The sequence below is a fragment of the Rhodococcus sp. T2V genome (assembly GCF_029269925.1).
Taxonomy (GTDB): Bacteria; Actinomycetota; Actinomycetes; order Mycobacteriales; family Mycobacteriaceae; genus Rhodococcus_F; species Rhodococcus_F koreensis.
Window position 1 is genome coordinate 26,391 of the sequence record NZ_JARJBD010000005.1, and the last position, 20,261, is coordinate 46,651.

The window sequence follows — 20,261 nt, forward strand, 5'->3', positions numbered from 1 at the left end:
CCGCGGCGGGGTGCGGCGCCCTACGAGTCGGTGTCGTTCTTGCCCGCGTCGCCCTGATCGTCTTCTGCGAGAAGGCGATACAACGAACGCCGCGCTTCGGTGAGAATCTCGCCCGCCCGCCGGACCTGATCGTCGTCACCGACCGCGGCGACCTGCCCCGCAGCGCCCATCAGCAGCCCGATCAGGCCCCGCAGGTCCTCGGCCGGCCTGCCGACGCTCTCCCGCACGTCGTCCCACGGGGTGCCGAGTTCGGTCTTGTTCGCTTCGACGAAGGCCGTGCCCTCGTCCGTGAGGCGCGCGGTCTTGCGGCCCGCCACCTTTTCGATGAGCACCAGACCTTCGTCCTCGAGCTGCGACAGCGCGGGATAGATCGAACCGGGACTGGGCTTCCACACCCCGTCGCTGCGTTCGACGATCTGCTGAATCAGCTCGTAGCCGTGCATCGGCTGCTCGGTGAGCAGCAGGAGGATCGCGGAGCGGACATCGCCGCGCCGTCCCCTGCCACCCCGCCCGCGTCCGCGGCCGAAGTGCATTCCCGGCCCGAAGCCCGGACCGCCCTCGGGGCCGAAGCCGCCTCGGCGGTGTCCGTGACGGTGCGGCCCGTCGGGCCGTGCCATCCGTTCGCGTCCGAATCGTTCCCGTCGGGAACCTCTGTGTTCGAAATGGAAGTCTTCCATCATCAGCCTCCTTCTGTATCGCTGATACATCAACGATATATCGTCAATTGCGGCGCGGCAAGGCCTTTTTTCTGTGACGGCGGTCAACTACCCGATGTGAATGGGGTCGATCTGTACCCGCGCGGGCTGCGAATCCTTCCGCGCACTGCGCACCGACTGCGCCTCGCCCAACGCCTTGGCCAACGGTTTCCCCTCCCCGCGGGGCACCCGGATCAGCATGCGCTCCACCTCCGCCGGCTCCGGCGCGTCACCGGAGAACGGCAGCCGCTCCCCGGCAGGCAGCTCGACCGGGCCGAGCAATTCGGCGTTCGCCGGCAGATCGGCGAGGTCCAGGAGGTCGGCGATCGCCTTCGCGCTGCCGTCGATCGCCGCGAGATGGATGGCGGGCGGAAATCCGACCTCGGCCCGCTCCTCGTACTGCGCACGCGCGTGACCGACCGGATCCCAGCGGACCAGCGCCTGCACCGTCGGAATGCCCGAATCGGCGACCACGACCACCTGACCGCCGTCGGCGAACGGGCGCACGAGCGACGACGCCGTCATCCACCGCCGCATCGTCTCCTCGGCGGCACGCAGATCGGGGCGGCCCAGCAGCGCCCAGCCGTCGAGCAGCAACGCCGCGCCGTAGCCGCCCGGCATCACCGGTTCCGCCCCGACCGTCGACACCACGAGGGTCGGGCCATGCTTCACCTCGTCGACGACGTCCGACCCTCCGGACATCCGCACGGCGACCCCGGGGAAGGCGCGACCGAGTTCCTCGGCGGTGCGTCCCGCACCGACCACGACGGCCCGCAGCGCCCGCGCTCCGCACGCGTGGCAGCGATGTGCGGCGTCGGCGACGCCGCACCACCGGCACGCGGGTGTTCCCGCCCCGTCCGGACCGGCCGCGGACGGCAGCGCGAGCGGTCCGTTGCATCGCCGGCACCGCGCGGGCGCCCGGCACTTGCCGCACGCGAGGCTGGGGACGTAGCCGCGCCGGGGTACCTGGACCAGCACTCCCCGGCCGGCGCCGAGAGCCTCCCGGGCGGCGGCGAAGGCGATGGCGGGCAACCGGGCGGCCCGCGCTCCGGGGTCGCGGGCCAGGGCGTGGTCGCTGTCCGCGAGTGCGGTGATCTTCGGGGCGGCCGCCCGCACGGCGTCCCGGGAGGCCACGAGGTCGTGCGCCCAGCCCGAGTCGACCAGGGCCTGGGCCTCCGCGGTGCGCGCGTGCCCGGCCAGCACCACCGCACACCCACTGGCGTACGCGCGGAGCAGCGCCACCTCGCGGGCGTGCGGGTACGGTGCGCGCGGTTCGGAATGGTTGTCGTCCCCGTCGTCCCACACGACGATCAGTCCGGTGCGCGGGGTCGGCGCGAACACCGAACTCCGGGTCCCGACGACGACCCTGGCGGTTCCGCGGAGCGCCGCCAGCCAACGCCGGTAGCGCAGCGCGGGCCCGAGACCGGCGGCGAGTCCGACGACGGCGTCCTTGCCCAGCAGCGTCTCCACGGCAGCGACCACTCGGTCGAGGTCGCGCTGGTCGGGGACCACGACGACGGTGCTCGCCCCGGTGGCGGCGACGAGCCCGGACAGTTCGGCGAGACGCGCCGGCCAGTCCTCGCCGGGGAGTGCCTGCCACACCGCGCGGGGGGCGCGCCCCTCGGACAGCGCCGTCAGGAAAGCGGCGCCGTGGACGTACCGGTCCCACGCGTCGGTGGCGATCGCGGTGCCGGACACCTCGGGCGGTTCGGACGCGGCCTCGGACTCCGCCCGCGCATGCCTCGGCGGAATCGCGAGCCGCAGGACGTCGGCACGGGTTCCTGCGTAGCGGCCGGCGACGAGGTCGACGACCCGGGTGATCTCCTCGGTCAGCACCCGCTCCGGTGAGATCACCCGTTCGAGCCAGCCGAACCGGCCCTGATGGTCGCTCGTCGCGGTGCGGGCCACGACGAATCCGTCGACGAGGCGCCCGGCGAACCGGATGCGGACCCGGACCCCGGGCTGCGCCTGCTCGTCGAGGTCCTTCGGCACGAGATAGTCGAACTCGCGGTCGAGGTGCGCGAGCGGAAGCAGCGGCAGCACCCGGGCAACCGGGTCGGCTTCTGCCGCGACCTTGTCCGTGCTCACGCGGCCGCCCCTACCGCAGCGGCACCCGCCGCGCCGTGACTACCGATCAGAGGCCTGCGGCTGCCCGCAGCTTCTCCGCCCGGTCGATGCTCTCCCACGGGAGGTCGATGTCGGTGCGACCGAAGTGACCGTACGCCGCGGTCTGCGCGTAGATCGGGCGCAGCAGGTCGAGGTCGCGGATGATGGCGCCCGGACGCAGATCGAACGTCTCGGTGATGGCCTGCTGGATCCGAACCGGATCCGTCTTCTCGGTTCCGAACGTCTCGACGAACAGGCCGACGGGCGCCGCCTTGCCGATCGCGTACGCCACCTGGACCTCGATCCGGTCCGCGAGACCCGCCGCGACCGCGTTCTTGGCCACCCAGCGCATGGCGTAGGCCGCCGACCGGTCGACCTTCGACGGATCCTTGCCGGAGAACGCGCCGCCGCCGTGGCGGGCCATGCCGCCGTAGGTGTCGACGATGATCTTGCGGCCGGTCAACCCGGCGTCGCCCATCGGGCCGCCGAGCACGAACTTGCCGGTCGGGTTGACGAGCAGGCGGATGTCCGAGACGTCGAGTTCGGGCATGTCGATCTCCGCGAGAACCGAACCGAGCACCTTCTCCCGCAGATCCGGAGTGAGCAGGTTGTCGAGGTCGATGTCGGCGGCGTGCTGCGTCGAGATGACCACGGTGTCGAGGCGCACCGCCTTGTCACCGTCGTATTCGATGGTGACCTGGGTCTTGCCGTCCGGACGCAGGTACGGCAGGACCCCCGACTTGCGGACCTCGGTGAGTCGACGCGACAGCCGGTGCGCCAGCGCGATCGGCAGCGGCATCAGTTCCGGGGTGTCGGTGGTGGCGAACCCGAACATCAGCCCCTGGTCGCCCGCGCCCTGACGGTCGATCTCGTCGTCGCTCAGTTCGCCGGTGCGAACCTCGTGCGAGTGGTCGACGCCCTGGGCGATCTCCGGGGACTGCGCCCCGATCGCCACGTTGACGCCGCAGGAGTTGCCGTCGAAGCCCTTGGCCGAGGAGTCGTACCCGATCTCGAGCACGGTGTCGCGCACGATCTTGGGGATGTCGGCGTAGGCGGTGGTCGTCACCTCACCGGCGACGTGGACCTGTCCGGTGGTCACCAGCGTCTCGACGGCGACGCGGGCACGCGGGTCGTCGGTGAGGAGCGCGTCGAGGATGGAGTCGCTGATCGCATCACAAATCTTGTCCGGGTGCCCCTCGGTCACAGACTCACTGGTGAATAGCCGACTACCGGACTGGCTCACAGAATTCCCTCTCGACAGTTGTCCTGAACAGCACGTGAAAACAGCTTAGCTGCGTAATACAACGAACGACCCTAGCGCCACCCCGGCGGAAGTGACCACCCTTCGAATCACCGAAACTCTGCCGGATATTCCGTCAGAGTGTCCGGCAAAGTTGGCCGACGGCGTCGAGCACCCGGCTCGCCATCAACGCCTTCGATCCGTGCTCGAGCGCGGACTCGGAGCCGTCGGCTCCGAGCAGCCAGCCATCGTTGTGGTCGACCTCGAACGCCTTGCCCTCACCGACCGCGTTGACGACGAGGAGGTCGCAGCCCTTCCGGGTGAGCTTGGCCCGTGCATACGTGAGGACGTCGCCGTCGGCGTCGCCGGTCTCGGCCGCGAATCCGACGATCACGGTCTTCGCCGGGATCTCGCCGTCCCTCCGGGACTGCACCAGGCCGGCGAGGATGTCCTCGTTCTTGGTGAGTGCGATCGAGTCGGGCTCACCCGCGCCCTTCTTGATCTTGCTCGCGACCGTCGTCGTCGGCCGGAAGTCGGCGACGGCCGCGGCCATGATCACCGCGTCGAACCCGGGCGCGTGCTTGGCGACGGCGACCCGCATGTCTTCCGCGGTGCGCACGTGCACCATGTCGACGGCGGCCGGGTCGGCGAGGCCGGCGGTGTACCCGGACACGAGGGTGACCTCGGCGCCGCGCTGCACGGCGAGCCGCGCGATGGCGTACCCCTGCTTGCCCGAACTGCGGTTCCCGAGGAACCGCACCGGGTCGAGCGGTTCCCGGGTGCCGCCCGCGGACACGAGGACCCGCCGGCCCTCGAGGTCACGGGGCAGCGCGTCGGGACGCTCGACCAGCAAGGACGCCAATCCGACGATCTCGTCGGGTTCGGGCAGCCTGCCTGCGCCGGTGTCCTTGCCGGTGAGACGGCCGGATGCGGGTTCGATGACGGTCACGCCGCGGTCGCGCAGCGTGGCGACGTTGGCGACGGTGGCCGGGTGCTCCCACATCTCCGTGTGCATCGCCGGTGCGAACACGACGGGACATCGCGCGGTGAGCAGCGTCGCGGTGAGCAGGTCGTCCGCGCGTCCCGCCACGGCCCGCGCCATGAGGTCGGCGGTGGCGGGCGCGATGACGACGAGGTCCGCTTCCTGCCCGAGACGCACGTGCGGGACCTGCGGAACGTCGGTGAACACACCCGTGTGCACGGGGTTGCCCGACAGCGCCTCGAACGTCGCCTTGCCGACGAACTCGAGCGCGGACTCCGTCGGGATGACCCGCACGTGGTGTCCGGCCTCGGTGAAGGCGCGGATGACGGCGCAGCTCTTGTACGCGGCGATGCCGCCGCCGACACCGACGACGATCCGCTGGCGTGTCCCCGAGGGCCCCGGTTCCGGTGAATCCGTCACGCGCCCGGAGTCCGGGCCCGCTGCCTGGTCAGGCACTGCAGGTCCTCCGCTCACTCGCCTTCGGTGTGCTCGAGAAGATCGGAGTGGATCTCACGCAGCGCGATCGACAGCGGCTTCTCCTGCAGGCCCGGCTCCACGAGCGGGCCGACGTACTCGAGGATGCCGTCGCCGAGCTGGTTGTAGTAGTCGTTGATCTGACGCGCACGCTTGGCCGCGTAGATCACCAGCGCGTACTTCGACGACGTGCGAGCGAGAAGCTCGTCGATCGGAGGGTTGGTGATGCCGAGCGGGGTGTCGTAAGCCGGCAGGGCGCCGTGGCTGGGTGTTGCGGACGCTACTGCGGGGGTGCTGCTCACTCGGTATCTCCTGAAATTGTTCTGGCTAGTTGATGTGAGATCTAGTGGGTCGACTCGGACTGTTCCGGTCGTCCAACCAACAAGGATACCAACTCGTCGCACGTTCGGCTGACATCCTCGTTCACGACGACCACGTCGAACTCGTCCTGCGCCTCCAGCTCGACCCGGGCGGTCGCGAGACGCCGCTCCACGACGTCCGCGGATTCGGTGCCCCGGCCGGTCAATCTCTCGACCAGCACGTCCCAGCTCGGGGGCGCCATGAAGACGAGCAACGCCTCCGGCATCGCGGCACGGACGGCCCGCGCACCGGCGAGATCGACCTCGACCAGCACCGGTCTGCCCTGTTCGATCGCCGCGCGGACGGGCGCGGCCGGGGTTCCCGACAGCTGGAGTCCGCCGTGGATCTCGGCCCATTCGAGCAGCTCACCGGAATCGATCATTCGCTGGAACTCGCCACGAGAGGTGAACCGGTAGTCCTTGCCGTCCACCTCGCCCGGGCGTGGATCACGCGTCGTCGCGGACACGCTGAAGACGAGCTCCGGCATCCGCTCACGCAGGAGTCGCACCACGCTGGACTTTCCGACGGCCGAGGGGCCGGCCAGTACTACCAGCCGACCCCTCCGCACTGCGGTCTTGCTCTCTGACACTTGTGCGTCAGCTACCACTGTCGTGCTCAGGCCTCGAAGTCGAACTTCGCGAGCAGGGCCTTCCGCTGCCGATCGCCGAGGCCACGGAGTCGACGGGTCGGAGCGATCTCCAGCTCGGTCATGATCTCCTGCGCCTTGACCTTGCCCACCTTGGGCAGCGCCTCGAGCAGTGCCGACACCTTCATCTTGCCCAGGATCTCGTCGTCCTCGGCGTCCTTGAGAACCTGCTTGAGGTCGGTGCCACCACGCTTCAGGCGCTCCTTGAGCTCAGCCCTGGCCTTGCGGGCAGCAGCTGCCTTCTCCAAAGCAGCAGCGCGCTGCTCATCAGTCAACTGGGGAAGGGCCACGGTTCCTCCGTCTCGTCGTTGGCAAATAGTCCAAACCACTGGATAACCAGCAGCGATAGCGACCGTACTCACGCCCGGCCCCGATTGCGAACCCACCCCCCGAGGTCAGAGCCGGATTCAGGTGGGCTATGAGAGTGCGGACTCGATCTCGTCACGCACCTTCACGGCCGCCTCACGCAGTGCCGCCGCCGACGGTCCCGCCCGAAGAACACCACGAGAACTGTTCGGCAACAACAGTTTACGGGAATCGGGAAAAATGTCGGCGAGATCACCGGGAGTCGCGCCCTGGGCGCCGAGACCGGGCGCGAGAATCGGCCCGGAAAAATTCGACAAATCCAGGCCGTGTCCGCGTGTCGCGCCCACCACCAGACCCACGAGACCCGGTTGCGCGTCGTTGTGCCGGACTGCCGCATCCACCACGGACTGGGCCACGGACACCCCTGCGGCCGTCCCTGCCGCCTGCAGATCGCCGCCCTCGGGATTGGACGTCCGCGCCAGCACGAAGAGCCCGCGGCCCTGCTCCGCCGCCAGCGACAGCGCCGGATCCAGGGCACCGAATCCGAGGTACGGCGACACCGTCACGGCATCGGACGACAGAGGTGACTCCGCGCCCAGCCAGGACTGCGCGTACGCCGCCATCGTCGACCCGATGTCCCCACGCTTGGCGTCGGCGACGACGAGCGTCCCTGCCTCTCTGAGGACCGAAATGGTGCGTTCGAGCACCGCGTATCCTGCGGAGCCGTACGCTTCGAAGAACGCCACCTGAGGCTTCACGACGGCCACCTCACCGACGAAGGCCTCCACGCAGATTTCCGCGAACGTCTCCAGCCCCTCGGCGGAGACGGGAAGGCCCCACGCCTCGAGCAGCCCGGGATGCGGGTCGATGCCGACACACAACCGCCCCCGGTGCTCGACCGCCGACGTCAGCCGATGCACCCAGGAGTGGTGGTGGTGGTGATGGTGTCCGCTCACGACGAGACGGCCCCGGTCGCGGGGGCCACGACGACGGCGGGCGAGCGCAGCCGCGCGTGCAGCGCCTGGAGCGACTGGACGCCGATGTCGCCGCGGATCGCGGCCTCGATGCCCTGCACCGCGGCGGACGCGCCCTGCACGGTGGTGACGCACGGGATGTTCATGGCGACGGCCGCGCTGCGGATCTCGTAGCCGTCGACACGCGGTCCGGAGTTGCCGTACGGCGTGTTGATCACCATGTCGACCTCGCCGTCGCGGATCGTCTCGACGATGGTGCGCTCCCCCGCCTCCAGCTTCTCGCCGGAGTGCTTGTGCACCTCCTGGCAGGTGATTCCGTTGCGGCGGAGGACCGCCGCGGTGCCCTCGGTGGCCAGGATCCGGAAGCCGAGGTCGGCGAGCCGCTTGACCGGGAAGATCAGCGACCGCTTGTCCTTGTTGGCGACCGAGACGAACACCGATCCCGAGGTGGGCAGCGAACCGTACGCGGCGGTCTGGCTCTTGGCGAACGCGGTGCCGAAGTCGGCGTCGATGCCCATGACCTCGCCGGTCGACTTCATCTCCGGGCTCAGCAGGGTGTCGACCCCGGTGCCGTCGGCGCGGCGGAACCGGTTGAACGGCAGCACCGCCTCCTTGACGGCGACGGGCGCGTCCGCCGGGGTCCAGCCGCCGTCGCCGGTGGCCGGGAGCACGCCGCTCGCGCGCAGATCGGCGATGGACTCGCCGAGCATGACACGGGCGCACGCCTTGGCGAGCTGCACGGCCGTCGCCTTCGACACGAACGGCACGGTGCGGCTGGCGCGCGGGTTGGCCTCGAGGACGTACAAGATGTCGTCCTTGAGTGCGTACTGGACGTTGAGCAGGCCCTTCACGCCGATGCCCCTCGCGAGCGCCTCCGTCGAGCGGCGGACGTTCTCGAGGTCGGCGCGGCCGAGGGTGATCGGCGGCAGCGCACAGGCCGAGTCGCCCGAGTGGATACCGGCCTCCTCGATGTGCTCCATCACACCGCCGAGGTACACCTCGGTGCCGTCGCAGAGTGCGTCGACGTCGATCTCGATGGCGTCTTCCAGGAACCGGTCGACCAGCACCGGCCGGTCGTCGGAGATCTCGGTGGCGCGGGAGATGTAGCTTTCGAGGGACGCCTCGTCGTACACGATCTCCATGCCGCGGCCACCGAGGACGTACGACGGCCGCACCAGCACCGGGTATCCGATGCCGGCCGCGATGTCGCGGGCCCCGGCGAACGTGGTGGCGGTGCCGAACTTGGGGGCGGGCAGGCCGGCGTCGACCAGCACCTTCCCGAATTCGCCGCGGTCCTCCGCGAGGTCGATCGCCTCGGGGCTGGTGCCGACGATCGGCACCCCCGCCGCCTTCAGCCGCTTCGCCAGACCCAGCGGGGTCTGACCGCCGAGCTGCACGATCACACCGGCGACGGTGCCCGAGATCGACTCCGCCCGGTACACCTCGAGCACGTCCTCGAACGTGAGCGGTTCGAAGTACAGCCGGTCGGCCGTGTCGTAGTCGGTGGAGACGGTCTCCGGGTTGCAGTTGACCATCACGGTCTCGTAGCCGGCCTCCGACAGCGTCAGGGCGGCGTGGACGCAGGAGTAGTCGAACTCGATGCCCTGACCGATGCGGTTCGGTCCGGAACCGAGGATCAGGACCTTCGGACGCTCGGTCTGCGGGGCCACCTCGGACTCGGCCGCCGGGTCCAGTTCGTACGTGGAGTAGTGGTACGGCGTCTTCGCCTCGAACTCGGCGGCGCAGGTGTCGACCGTCTTGTAGACGGGGTGGACGTCCCACTGCTCACGCAGCGCACGGACCGCGTCCTCGCCGCCGATCTCGGGGCGCAGGGCCGCGATCTGCCGGTCCGACAGTCCGTGGTGCTTGGCGCGACGCAGGACCCCCTCGGTCACCTCGGGCGCCTCGCGCAGCGCGTCGCCGAGTTCGTGGATCTGCAGGATCTGATCGAGGAACCACGGGTCGATCTTCGTGGCGTCGAACAGCTGCTCGACGGTGGCGCCGAGCGCGAACGCCTTCTCCAGGCCGTACACGCGACCGTCGCGGGGGATGCTCAGTTCCGCGAGGAGGCTGTCGAGGTCGGCGGCCTCCACGTCGGGACCCGTCCAGTACCCGGCCCGCTTGGTCTCGAGGGAGCGCAGCACCTTGCCGAACGCCTCGGTGAAGTTGCGGCCGATCGACATGGCCTCACCGACCGACTTCATCGTGGTCGTGAGGGTGTCGTCGGCGCCGGGGAACTTCTCGAACGCGAACCGGGGCGCCTTGACCACGACGTAGTCGAGGGTCGGCTCGAAGCACGCCGGGGTTTCTTTGGTGATGTCGTTGACGATCTCGTCCAGCGTGTAGCCGATGGCGAGCTTCGCGGCGATCTTCGCGATCGGGAAGCCGGTCGCCTTGGACGCGAGCGCGCTGGACCGGGACACGCGCGGGTTCATCTCGATGACGACGAGACGCCCGTCGGCAGGGTCCATCGCGAACTGGATGTTGCAACCGCCGGTGTCGACGCCGACCTCGCGGAGGATGTCGATCGAGAGATCGCGCATCGCCTGGTACTCGCGGTCGGTGAGGGTCATGGCGGGGGCGACGGTGATCGAGTCACCGGTGTGCACACCGACCGGGTCGACGTTCTCGATCGAGCACACGATCACCACGTTGTCGCGGCCGTCGCGCATCAGCTCGAGCTCGTATTCCTTCCACCCGAGGATCGACTCCTCGATCAGCACGTTGGCGGTGGGGGACGCCGCGAGGCCGCCGCCGGCGATCCGCGTGAGGTCCTCGTCGTCGTAGGCCATGCCGGAGCCGAGTCCGCCCATCGTGAACGACGGCCGCACGACCACGGGGAAGCCGAGTTCGGCGACCGTGTCGCGGACCTCGTCCATCGTGTAGCAGACGCGGGAGCGCGCCGACTCGCCGCCGACCTTGGCGACGATGTCCTTGAACTTCTGCCGGTCCTCGCCGCGCTGGATGGCGTCGAAGTCGGCGCCGATCAGCTCGACGTCGTACTTCTCGAGGATGCCCTGCTCGTGCAGCGCCACCGCGGTGTTCAGGGCCGTCTGGCCGCCGAGCGTCGCGAGGACGGCGTCGATCGGGTGCCCCTTCTCGGCCTCGAGGGCGATGACCTTCTCGACGAACTCGGCGGTGATCGGCTCCACATACGTGGCGTCCGCGAATTCGGGGTCGGTCATGATCGTGGCCGGGTTGGAGTTGACGAGGCTGACCCGCAGGCCCTCCTCACGCAGCACCCGGCAGGCCTGGGTTCCGGAGTAGTCGAACTCACAGGCCTGGCCGATGACGATCGGCCCGGAGCCGATCACCAGGATGTGCGAGAGATCTGTACGGCGTGGCATTAGTTCTTGACTCCCTCGAGCAGGCTGGTGAAGCGGTCGAACAGGTACGCGGCGTCGTGCGGGCCCGCCGCGGCCTCGGGGTGGTACTGCACCGAGAAGGCGGATCCGTCGAGCAGGCGGACCCCCTCGACGGCGCCGTCGTTGGCGCAGGTGTGGCTGACGACGGCCTTGCCGAACGGGGTGTCGAACTCCTGTCCGGCCTCCCCCTCCAGCGCGAACCCGTGGTTCTGCGCGGTGATCGCGATGCGTCCCGTCTCGTGTTCGACGACCGGGATGTTGATGCCCCGGTGACCGAACTTCATCTTGTACGTGCCGAGACCGAGTGCGCGCCCGAGAATCTGGTTACCGAAGCAGATGCCGAACAGGGGCAGACCCTGCCCGATGACTTCCTTCGTCAGGTGCACGGCGCCGTCGGCGGTCGCCGGGTCGCCGGGACCGTTGGAGAGGAAGACGCCGTCGGCCTTCAGGTCCAGGATCTGCGCGAGCGTGGCGTCGGACGGGAGCACGTGCACCCGGATGCCGCGCTCGGCGAACATGCGCGGGGTGTTGGTCTTGATGCCGAGGTCGATGGCCGCGACCGTGAAGCGCGCGTCTCCCCCGGTCGGCTCGACGACGTACCCGCTGGTGGTGCTGACCTCGCCGGCCAGGTCCGCGCCGAGCATCGACGGCTGGCCCTTCACCCGGTCCACCAGCACGTCGGTGTCGGCGAGGGCGTCGCCGGAGAACACGCCGGCACGCATGGAGCCGCGGGTGCGCAGGTGGCGGACCAGGGCCCGGGTGTCGATGCCGGCGATCCCGACGACTCCCTGCTTGACGAGTTCGTCCTGCAGGGATCCGGTGGCACGCCAGCTGGAGGTGCGGCGGGCGGGGTCGCGGACGACGTACCCGGCGACCCAGATCTTCGCCTCGGCGCTGCTGCCGGTGGGTCCGACGGACTCGTCGTCCTCGTCGTTCCACCCGGTGTTGCCGATCTGCGGCGCGGTGGCCACGACGATCTGGCGGTGGTAGCTGGGGTCGGTGAGCGTCTCCTGGTACCCGGTCATGCCGGTGCTGAAGACGGCCTCACCGAGTGTCTGGCCGACGGCCCCGAAAGTGGTGCCCCGGAATACCCGTCCGTCCTCGAGGACCAGTACTGCAGAGTCGGTGTCGTAGCCGCTCATGCGTTCTCTCCGTTCTGCTCGACCTCACCAGAGCTCGCCGCATTCGCTGAATCTTCACTGTCTGTCTTGCCGTCCGGTGTCCCTGTGCCCACCCAGGCCGGGTACACCGACTTGTCGTCGCTGCGGAAACCGGTGTCGATCTCGGTGCCGGTCGGCAGCTCCCACCGGACCACCAGGACGCCGTCCTTGCTCATGACCTTGCCCGCGAGGCCGCGTTCGGTGCGCACCGCGCGGACCGCGTCCTGCGGAATCCAGATCGCCGAAGCCCCGTCGCGTTCGAGCAGGATCCCGGTTTCGTAGCGGGAGATCTCGCCCGTCGCCCGGAAGCCGAGGTCGCCGACCGCGATCCGGTCCTGCCAGCTGGGGGCGAGGGTGCTGCCCACGTACAGCCCGGTGGCCGGGGCGATCGTCTGCGCGCCGAGGTGCGCGGGCACGCCGGGAAGCTGCCCGACCCGGTCGGCCTGCCGCCGGGCGCGACCGCGCCAGCCGACGTACATGAGGAAGATGGCCAGCGCCCAGAACGCGACGAGGCCGACTATCCACAGAATTCTCTCCACCGTCATCCCCTGCCGTTTCGCACCCGGACGCGGGCCTTGCCGTCGCTCGCGGTGATCCGGCCGCGCAGGATCGTCGTCGTCACCCGCGCCGGGAGGGTCATCGACTCGTACGGCGTGTTGTGGGCGACGCTGGCCAGATCGGGGCCGTGGACGGTCCATTCGGCGTCCGGATCGATCAGCACGAGGTTGGCGGGCTCGCCCACCTCGAGCGGGCGACCCTGGTCGTCGAGTCCGACGATCTCGGCCGGGCGCTCACTCATCACCCGGGCAACGCCGCGCCAGTCGAGCAGCCCCGTGCGGACCATCGTCTGCACGACGATCGACAGCGCCGTCTCGAGCCCCAGCATTCCGGGGCGGGCGGCCGCGAACTCGCAGCACTTGTCCTGCTCGGCGTGCGGCGCGTGGTCGGTCGCGACACAGTCGATGGTCCCCTCGGCCAGTCCGGCCCGGAGCGCGGCGACGTCGCTCGTCTCCCGCAGGGGCGGGTTCACCTTGTTGACGGCGTCGTACGTCTCGAGCCGGGAGTCGTCGAGCAGCAGGTGGTGCGGGGTGACCTCGGCGGTGATCGAAATGCCTTGTCCGCGCGCCCACTTCATCAGTTCGACGGTGCCGGCAGTGGAGGCGTGGCAGATGTGCACCCGCGCCCCGGCGTCGCGGGCGAGCAGTGCGTCACGGGCGACGATCGACTCCTCGGCGGCGCGGGGCCAGCCCGCCAGCCCGAGCCGGGCGGCGGTGGGTCCTTCGTGCGCGATCGCCCCGACGGTCAGTCGCGGCTCCTCCGCGTGCTGCGCGATGAGCACTCCGAGCGAGCTCGAGTACTCGAGGGCCCGGCGCATGATCAGCGGGTCGTAGACGCAGTGGCCGTCGTCCGAGAACATCCGCACCCGGCCGGCCCCCGACGCCATCGTGGCCATCTCGGCGAGCTGCTTGCCCTCGAGCCCCACGGTGACGGCGCCGACGGGGTGCACGTCGACGAGCCCGACCTCCCGGCCGCGGCGCCACACGTGGTCGGTGACGACCACCGAGTCGGCGACCGGGCTGGTGTTGGCCATCGCGAACACCGCGGTGTACCCGCCGAGCGCCGCGGCGGCCGAACCGGAATCGATGGTCTCGGTGTCCTCGCGGCCCGGTTCCCGCAGGTGCGTGTGCAGATCGACGAAACCGGGGAGCAGGATCTGCCCCGCCGCGTCGATCACCTCGGCGTCGGGCGTGGCGTCCTTGCCCGCGTCCGCTCCGATCGCGGCGATGACGCCGTCACCGAGCAGAACGTCGGTGGGCTCGCCCTCGCCGTACAGCAACACGTTCTTGATGAGCACTGTCTCTCCTGTCACTGCACTGTCACTCATCCCGCAACCTCCTCCGCCCCGACCAGCAGCCGGAACAGCACCGCCATCCGCATGTGCACACCGTTGGTCACCTGCTGCAGCACGGCGGTTCTCGACGAATCGGCCACCGCCGAGGCGATTTCCATGCCGCGCAGCATCGGCCCGGGGTGCAGCACCACCGCGTGCTCGGGAAGCAGCGCGAGCCGCTTCTCCGACAGGCCGTAAGTGATCGAGTACTCCCGCTGGGACGGGAAGAACCCGCCGTTCATCCGTTCCGCTTGCACCCGCAGCATGAGGACGGCGTCGAGACCGGGCAGCTCCGCGTCGAGGGAATGCGCCACCGACACCGGCCACGACGACACACCGACCGGGAGCAGCGTGGGCGGCGCGACGAGGACGACCTCGGCGCCGAGCATCGACAGCAGCAGCGCGTTCGACCGCGCGACCCGGCTGTGCAGGATGTCGCCGACGATGGCGATGCGCTTGCCCTCGATGTCGCCGAGGCGCTGACGCAGTGTGAGCGCGTCGAGAAGCGCCTGGGTGGGGTGTTCGTGCGTGCCGTCGCCGGCATTGATCACCGCGGGTCCGCCGTCGTCCTGACGTCCGGTCCAGCTCGCGATCTGGTGGGCCGCACCCGACGCGGGATGCCGCACGATCAGGGCGTCGGCGCCGGCGGCGCGCAACGTCATCGCCGTGTCCCGGAGCGATTCACCCTTCGACACCGACGAACTGGATGCGCTGACGTTGATGACGTCTGCGCTCATCCACTTGCCTGCGACCTCGAACGACACCCGGGTGCGGGTCGAGTTCTCGAAGAACACGGTCATCACGGTCCGGCCGCGCAGCGTCGGGAGCTTCCGCACCTCACGTCCGAGGAGGGCTTGTTCGAAGCGTTCGGCCTCGTCGAGAAGTTCGACGGCCGATTCCCGTGTCAGGTCCGCGATCGACAACAGGTGCTTCACTTAGCTCTTCCCCCCGGAGATCATGACCGCGTCGCGGCCGTCGTGTTCGCTCAGGAGCACCTTGACGTCCTCGGTGCGGGCGGTGGGCACGTTCTTGCCCACGTAGTCGGCGCGCAGCGGCAGTTCACGGTGCCCGCGGTCGACGAGGACGGCCAGCTGGACGGCACGGGGCCGACCGAGGTCGCGGAGGGCGTCGAGCGCCGAGCGGACGGTGCGGCCGGAGAACAGCACGTCGTCGACGAGGACGACCAGGGTGTTGTCCACGCCGCCCTCGGGCACCGAGGTGCGTTCGAGGGGCCGGTGCGGTTTGGTCCGCAGATCGTCGCGGTACAGGGTGATGTCGAGGGAGCCGACCGGTGGGCGCACCCCGGAGAATTCTTCGACCTTCCCGGCGAGCCGCGCGGCGAGCGTCGTGCCCCGGGTCGGGATGCCGATCAGAACGACACGCGGCGCTGCACCGTCCGCGGCGTCGATCGCGGTCTTCTCGATGATCTGGTGCGCGATTCGCGCAATGGTCCGTCCCACATCGGCTGCGGACAGCAGCTCTCGTGCGGGTTCGACGGACGGGGACTCTTCTGGTGTTGAATCCGCCGGTTCCCCGGCGGGGCGAGACCCTTCGGGCACGCGCATACAACGACCTCCTTCTCCGCCTCACTGGACGGATCGTTAAAGGATGCCTGACGCGGACAGCTTATCAGCGCGTCGACTGCGCCAGGCCCGGACCCCTGACCTGCGGACCCGCCGACGCGGGCCCGCAGCGGGACACGAACTTACGAGCGGGCGTCGTTCGACTCGCCGTCGGCGGTCGCGGCGCGGCGCGACGTCGCGGCCGCAGCCGACCGCACCTGCGGGGCCACCAGCACGACCTGACCGAGGATGCCGTTGACGAAACCCGGGGACTCGTCGGTGGAGAGCTGCTTGGCGAGTTCCACCGCCTCGTCCACGGCCACGACCGGAGGCACGTCGGTGGCGTGGAACAGCTCCCACACGGCGATCCGCAGGATGGCGCGGTCGACGGCGGGAAGCCGCTCCAGCGTCCAGTCCTGCAGGTGGGACGAGATCACCTCGTCGAGACGGTCCAGGTTCTCCGCGACACCCGTCACCACGGTGACGGTGTACGGGGCGACCGGTGCCACCGAATCGTCCTTGCCGGACAATTCCGCGCGCTCGGTCGCGAGATCGACCGGATCGAGATCTCGCGCCTCGGCCTCGAAGAGGAAATCGACGGCGCGTTTGCGGGCCTTGTGCCGTGCGCCGAGTTTCTTATGCGTACCGGACACTCAGGAATTCACACGCCCGAGGTAGTTGCCGTCGCGGGAGTCGACCTTCAGCTTGTCACCGGTGTTGATGAACAGCGGAACGTTGATCTCGGCTCCGGTCTCGAGGGTGGCGGGCTTGGTGCCGCCGGTGGAGCGGTCGCCCTGCAGGCCGGGATCGGTGTGCTGGACCACCAGTTCGACGGTGACGGGCAGTTCCACGAACAGCGGAACGTCCTCGTGCGTCGCGACCTGCACGGCCATGTTCTCGAGCAGGAAGCGGGCGCCGTCGCCGACGGTGGCCTCGCTGATCGAGATCTGGTCGTAGGTGTCGCCGTCCATGAAGATGTAGTCGGAGCCGTCGTGGTACAGGTACGTCATGTCACGGCGGTCGACCGTGGCCGTGTCCACCTTGACGCCGGCGTTGAACGTCTTGTCGACGACCTTGCCCGAGAGCACGTTCTTCAACTTGGTGCGCACGAACGCGGGACCCTTGCCGGGCTTCACGTGCTGGAACTCGGTAATCGTCCACAGCTGGCCTTCGATCTGCAGGACCAGGCCGTTCTTGAAATCACTGGTGGAAGCCACTTGCTTCGCGTCTCCTCGATAAGGTCGAAACCGTCTACACGACAGTCAGGTCTTTGGTGGTGAGTGTGAGCAGCTCCGGTCCCTGCTCACGAACCACGAGCGTGTCCTCGATCCGCACGCCTCCGCGCCCGGAGAAGTACACGCCCGGCTCGACGGTCACCGCCGCACCGTCCAGAAGTGTACCGGTGCCCAGCTTGCCGATTCCCGGAGCTTCGTGGATCTCCAGGCCGACGCCGTGTCCGAGCCCGTGCAGGAACAGCTCCCCGTAGCCGGCGTCCTCGATGACCCGGCGGGCGGCGGCGTCCACCGCGGACACCTCCGCTCCCGGGCGCAGCGCGTCCCGCCCGGCCTCCTGCGACCGCGCGACCAGCGCATATACGTCGCGTTGCCAATCCGCGGCCTGCCCCAGGACGTACGTTCTGGTCATGTCCGAGTGGTAACCGCCGATCTCGGCCCCGAAGTCCAGCTTGACGAAATCGCCGCTGCCGAGCACCGCCTCGGTCGGGCGGTGGTGCGGAATCGCCGAGTGGGCGCCCGCCGCGACGATGGTCTCGAACGAGATGCCGTCGGCGCCGTGCGCGAGCATCAGCGCCTCGAGTTCCCGGCCGACCTCCTTCTCGGTGCGTCCGGGGCGGAGACCACCGCGCTCGATCAGCTCGGCGAGCGCGGAGTCGGCGGCCGCGCACGCCGCGCGCAGCAGTCCGACCTCGAAGTCGTCCTTCACCATCCGCAGTTCCTCGACGAGACCCGGAACGGGGTCGAGCCGCGCGTCCGGCGCGAGCACCGACCAGGCGGCGAACTCGTCCACGGTGACGACGTGACTCTCGAACGCCAGCGACGACGGGCTCCGCCGCCTCACCGATTCGATGAGGTGGGCGGCGCTGGCGCGGGCGATCTCGGCCCGCAGATCGGGAACCTGTTCTCCAACCTGCGTGAGGTAGCGGCCGTCGGTGCAGATGACGGTGCGCTCCTCGGCGCCCTCCGCGTCCGATGCGTGCACGAGCAGCGCGGCGTTGGAGCCGGTGAACCCGGTGAGATACCGGATGTTCACCAGATTCGTCACCAGAAGTGCGTCGAGATCCCGGACGGCGAGGGCCGCGCGCAGCGCCGCGCGCCGCGAACCATGATCAGCAGGCATGTCGTCAAACGTACCGGCAATCCGCCGCCGGGAGGGCGCGGGCGGCGGCACCGTCACGGCGGCGAGAACAGGTTCCAGACAATCCCCGTGTGGGTTAGGCCACACGGGCGAAAACCCGCTCGTTACGCTGTGCCCATGAATGCGTGGGTGGTACGCGGCCTCGGCATGGCCCTGATACATGTTTTCGTTCGTGTGATCCTCGGTGTGTCGATCACACAGTGGCCACTCCAGGGTTCCGCTCTGAGATGGCTCGCACTGCTGATCGTCGTGTTCGTGGCACTGATCTGGGCCGGCATCGACGGCATCCGGGACCGTCGCCGGAACCCCGATCCGGAGGACGGCGCCGACCTGACGATGCTGTGGCTGAAGGCGGCCCTGCTCGGCGGAGTCGTCGCGGGCGTGGGGAGCTGGCTCGCCAACCTGGTGCCGAACCTCAACGTCACCCAGAACTCGTTCTTCTTCGAGATCACGTCCGGGGCCGCGTTCACGGTCCTGCTGATCTTCGTGCCTGCCATGCTCGCCGTGTTCCTCGGCCGGTTCTTCGTCGGCCGGGAGTCCAGGAAGACGGTGAAGGACCGCGCCGAACGCCGGCCGGCGGCGCACGGCGCCGGAGTGGCCGCAGGAGCCGCAGCGGGGGGAACCGCAGCCGCAGCTGTCGCCGACGACGACGGGTACGGACAGAACTACCCCGGCCAGGCGTACGAGCAGACCCCGGACACGGGGTACGCCGGTTCCGACGCCGACACCGCGGTGTTCGAACCGGTGCACAACTACCGCGAGGACACGTCGGACCTCGACCAGCCGCACGGCGGGGACACCACCTGGCAGGACCCGGTCGACCTCGGGAAGCGGACCACGGACGACCCGCGCCGCGGCGAGTAGCAGCCGTTCGGCTCTCCAACACCCGACCGACTCCACACCGACAGACGGCGCGGCGGTGTGAGCGCACTCGCTCACACCGCCGCGTCCTTGCTTCTTCGCGCTACGTCACAGGAGAACGGCGCCGCCGGCGCCCGGCGTCGCCTCGCGAGCCACCGCGGAGTACGCGGCGACGAGCAGAGACGGGTCCGGGCCCTCGAGCCGTCCGGGCTTCGCGAGCCCGTCGAGCACGACGAACCGCAGCACGCCGGCCCGGTTCTTCTTGTCCGTCTGCATTCCCTCGACCAGCTGGCCGAACGCGTCCGCGTCGTACGTGGTGGGCAGCCCCACCAGTTCCAGGATGGTGCGGTGCCGGTCCGCCGTCGCATCGTCCAGACGTCCCGCCAGCCGCCCCAGTTCGGCCGCGAAGACGAGCCCGACGGCGACCGCCGCACCGTGACGCCAGCGGTAGCGCTCCCGCCGCTCGATCGCGTGCCCGAGCGTGTGCCCGTAGTTGAGGATCTCCCGCAGATCCGACTCGCGCAGGTCCGCGGCCACGACCTTGGCCTTGACCTCCACGGACCGCCGGATCAGTTCGGGCAGAACGGTTCCCGTGGGGTCCAGCGCGGCCTCGGGATCCTTCTCGATGAGCTCCAGGATGACGGGGTCGGCGATGAATCCGGTCTTCACGACCTCCGCCATGCCCGCGACGATCTCGTTGCGGGGCACCGTCTCGAGCGTCGCCAGGTCGATGAGCACCGCCGACGGCTCGTGGAACGATCCGACCAGGTTCTTGCCGGCCTCGGTGTTGATTCCGGTCTTTCCGCCGACCGCCGCATCCACCATCGCGAGCAACGTCGTGGGCACGTGGATCACGCGCACCCCGCGCATCCACGTGGCCGCAACGAACCCGGCGAGGTCGGTGGCCGCGCCGCCGCCGAGACTGACGACGGCGTCGCTGCGGGTCAGGCCGATCCGGCCGAGGACCTCCCAGCAGAACCCGGCGACGGCCAGATCCTTGCCGTCCTCCGCGTCCGGAATCTCGATGCGGTGCGCATCGATCCCCTTCTCGGCGAGCGCCGCGCGCACCGCCTCCGCCGTCTCCGCCAGCGGCGGCTGGTGGAAGATCGCCACCGTCCTCGTGCCGGCGAGTTCGTCCACCAGCTCGCCGAGCAATCCGCGCCCGATGATGACCGGGTAGGGGTTCGCCGTCTGCACCTGTACGCGTACCGGTTCGGTCACTGTCTGCTGCTCCGCTCCGTCTTGTCCGAGGTTCTCGGATGTCTC

19 protein-coding genes are annotated in these 20,261 nt (G+C 69.6%); 1 reads left to right on the top strand and 18 read right to left on the bottom strand.

The window, feature by feature from the left end; all coding sequences use genetic code 11:
* Positions 1-20 precede the first annotated feature (20 nt).
* The 17 genes from P3H15_RS06250 to P3H15_RS06330 form a co-directional block, all read right to left on the bottom strand.
* Positions 21-677 carry a PadR family transcriptional regulator gene (locus P3H15_RS06250; protein ID WP_276136625.1) on the bottom strand — a complete coding sequence of 219 codons (657 nt, stop codon included), beginning with the start codon at positions 675-677 and terminating at the stop codon, positions 21-23.
* 87 nt (positions 678-764) lie between these two features.
* Positions 765-2,783: a primosomal protein N' gene (locus tag P3H15_RS06255; protein WP_276136449.1), complete on the bottom strand. Its 2,019-nt coding sequence runs from the start codon at positions 2,781-2,783 to the stop codon at positions 765-767.
* Positions 2,784-2,829: 46 nt separating this feature from the next.
* Positions 2,830-4,044: a methionine adenosyltransferase gene (gene metK / locus P3H15_RS06260; RefSeq protein ID WP_072942128.1), complete on the bottom strand. Its 1,215-nt coding sequence runs from the start codon at positions 4,042-4,044 to the stop codon at positions 2,830-2,832.
* Between the two features lie 133 nt (positions 4,045-4,177).
* Positions 4,178-5,479, bottom strand: coding sequence for a bifunctional phosphopantothenoylcysteine decarboxylase/phosphopantothenate--cysteine ligase CoaBC (gene coaBC / locus P3H15_RS06265; protein WP_276136450.1), 1,302 nt, complete (start codon positions 5,477-5,479; stop codon positions 4,178-4,180).
* A gap of 14 nt (positions 5,480-5,493) precedes the next feature.
* On the bottom strand, positions 5,494-5,799 hold the full coding sequence (rpoZ, locus tag P3H15_RS06270; protein ID WP_005241734.1) for a DNA-directed RNA polymerase subunit omega: 306 nt from the start codon (positions 5,797-5,799) through the stop codon (positions 5,494-5,496).
* A gap of 41 nt (positions 5,800-5,840) precedes the next feature.
* A complete protein-coding gene (gmk, locus tag P3H15_RS06275; RefSeq protein WP_276136451.1) occupies positions 5,841-6,464 on the bottom strand; it encodes a guanylate kinase in 624 nt (207 codons plus the stop codon).
* An 8-nt stretch (positions 6,465-6,472) separates the two neighbouring features.
* Entirely contained in the window at positions 6,473-6,793 is a 321-nt protein-coding gene (gene mihF / locus P3H15_RS06280; RefSeq protein WP_072942134.1) for an integration host factor, actinobacterial type, read from the bottom strand.
* A 126-nt stretch (positions 6,794-6,919) separates the two neighbouring features.
* Complete coding sequence (pyrF, locus tag P3H15_RS06285) at positions 6,920-7,765, bottom strand: orotidine-5'-phosphate decarboxylase (RefSeq protein WP_276136452.1); 846 nt, start codon at positions 7,763-7,765, stop codon at positions 6,920-6,922.
* Positions 7,762-11,130, bottom strand: a complete 3,369-nt coding sequence (carB, locus tag P3H15_RS06290; protein ID WP_276136453.1) for a carbamoyl-phosphate synthase large subunit — start codon at positions 11,128-11,130, stop codon at positions 7,762-7,764. The genes pyrF and carB overlap by 4 nt, the downstream gene beginning before the upstream one ends.
* Complete coding sequence (gene carA, locus P3H15_RS06295; protein ID WP_276136454.1) at positions 11,130-12,290, bottom strand: glutamine-hydrolyzing carbamoyl-phosphate synthase small subunit; 1,161 nt, start codon at positions 12,288-12,290, stop codon at positions 11,130-11,132. The genes carB and carA overlap by 1 nt, the downstream gene beginning before the upstream one ends.
* The gene (locus tag P3H15_RS06300) at positions 12,287-12,853 is read right to left on the bottom strand and encodes a transporter (RefSeq protein WP_276136455.1); all 567 of its coding nucleotides are present in this window, start codon (positions 12,851-12,853) and stop codon (positions 12,287-12,289) included. The genes carA and P3H15_RS06300 overlap by 4 nt, the downstream gene beginning before the upstream one ends.
* Positions 12,850-14,193 carry a dihydroorotase gene (locus tag P3H15_RS06305; protein ID WP_276136456.1) on the bottom strand — a complete coding sequence of 448 codons (1,344 nt, stop codon included), beginning with the start codon at positions 14,191-14,193 and terminating at the stop codon, positions 12,850-12,852. The genes P3H15_RS06300 and P3H15_RS06305 overlap by 4 nt, the downstream gene beginning before the upstream one ends.
* Entirely contained in the window at positions 14,190-15,134 is a 945-nt protein-coding gene (locus tag P3H15_RS06310) for an aspartate carbamoyltransferase catalytic subunit (protein ID WP_276136457.1), read from the bottom strand. The genes P3H15_RS06305 and P3H15_RS06310 overlap by 4 nt, the downstream gene beginning before the upstream one ends.
* Positions 15,135-15,764 carry a bifunctional pyr operon transcriptional regulator/uracil phosphoribosyltransferase PyrR gene (gene pyrR, locus P3H15_RS06315; RefSeq protein ID WP_276136458.1) on the bottom strand — a complete coding sequence of 210 codons (630 nt, stop codon included), beginning with the start codon at positions 15,762-15,764 and terminating at the stop codon, positions 15,135-15,137. It lies immediately after the preceding gene.
* Between the two features lie 140 nt (positions 15,765-15,904).
* Positions 15,905-16,414, bottom strand: coding sequence for a transcription antitermination factor NusB (nusB, locus tag P3H15_RS06320; RefSeq protein WP_276136459.1), 510 nt, complete (start codon positions 16,412-16,414; stop codon positions 15,905-15,907).
* Complete coding sequence (gene efp / locus P3H15_RS06325) at positions 16,415-16,978, bottom strand: elongation factor P (protein WP_276136460.1); 564 nt, start codon at positions 16,976-16,978, stop codon at positions 16,415-16,417. It abuts the gene before it with no gap.
* A 34-nt stretch (positions 16,979-17,012) separates the two neighbouring features.
* Entirely contained in the window at positions 17,013-18,116 is a 1,104-nt protein-coding gene (locus P3H15_RS06330) for a Xaa-Pro peptidase family protein (protein ID WP_276136461.1), read from the bottom strand.
* 135 nt (positions 18,117-18,251) lie between these two features.
* Between P3H15_RS06330 and P3H15_RS06335 the strand changes: the two genes are divergently transcribed.
* Positions 18,252-18,998 carry a B-4DMT family transporter gene (locus P3H15_RS06335; RefSeq protein ID WP_276136462.1) on the top strand — a complete coding sequence of 249 codons (747 nt, stop codon included), beginning with the start codon at positions 18,252-18,254 and terminating at the stop codon, positions 18,996-18,998.
* 105 nt (positions 18,999-19,103) lie between these two features.
* On the opposite strand, the gene aroB is transcribed toward P3H15_RS06335, so the two are convergent.
* On the bottom strand, positions 19,104-20,216 hold the full coding sequence (gene aroB / locus P3H15_RS06340; RefSeq protein WP_072942152.1) for a 3-dehydroquinate synthase: 1,113 nt from the start codon (positions 20,214-20,216) through the stop codon (positions 19,104-19,106).
* Positions 20,217-20,261 lie beyond the last annotated feature (45 nt).

Coding starts and splice junctions, on each gene's coding strand:
- P3H15_RS06305 (WP_276136456.1), bottom strand. CDS start 14,193: ATGAGTGACAGTGCAGTGACAGGAGAGACAGTGCTCATCAAGAACGTG.
- pyrR (WP_276136458.1), bottom strand. CDS start 15,764: ATGCGCGTGCCCGAAGGGTCTCGCCCCGCCGGGGAACCGGCGGATTCA.
- P3H15_RS06335 (WP_276136462.1), top strand. CDS start 18,252: ATGAATGCGTGGGTGGTACGCGGCCTCGGCATGGCCCTGATACATGTT.
- P3H15_RS06300 (WP_276136455.1), bottom strand. CDS start 12,853: ATGACGGTGGAGAGAATTCTGTGGATAGTCGGCCTCGTCGCGTTCTGG.
- carB (WP_276136453.1), bottom strand. CDS start 11,130: ATGCCACGCCGTACAGATCTCTCGCACATCCTGGTGATCGGCTCCGGG.
- carA (WP_276136454.1), bottom strand. CDS start 12,290: ATGAGCGGCTACGACACCGACTCTGCAGTACTGGTCCTCGAGGACGGA.
- P3H15_RS06330 (WP_276136461.1), bottom strand. CDS start 18,116: ATGCCTGCTGATCATGGTTCGCGGCGCGCGGCGCTGCGCGCGGCCCTC.
- P3H15_RS06250 (WP_276136625.1), bottom strand. CDS start 677: ATGGAAGACTTCCATTTCGAACACAGAGGTTCCCGACGGGAACGATTC.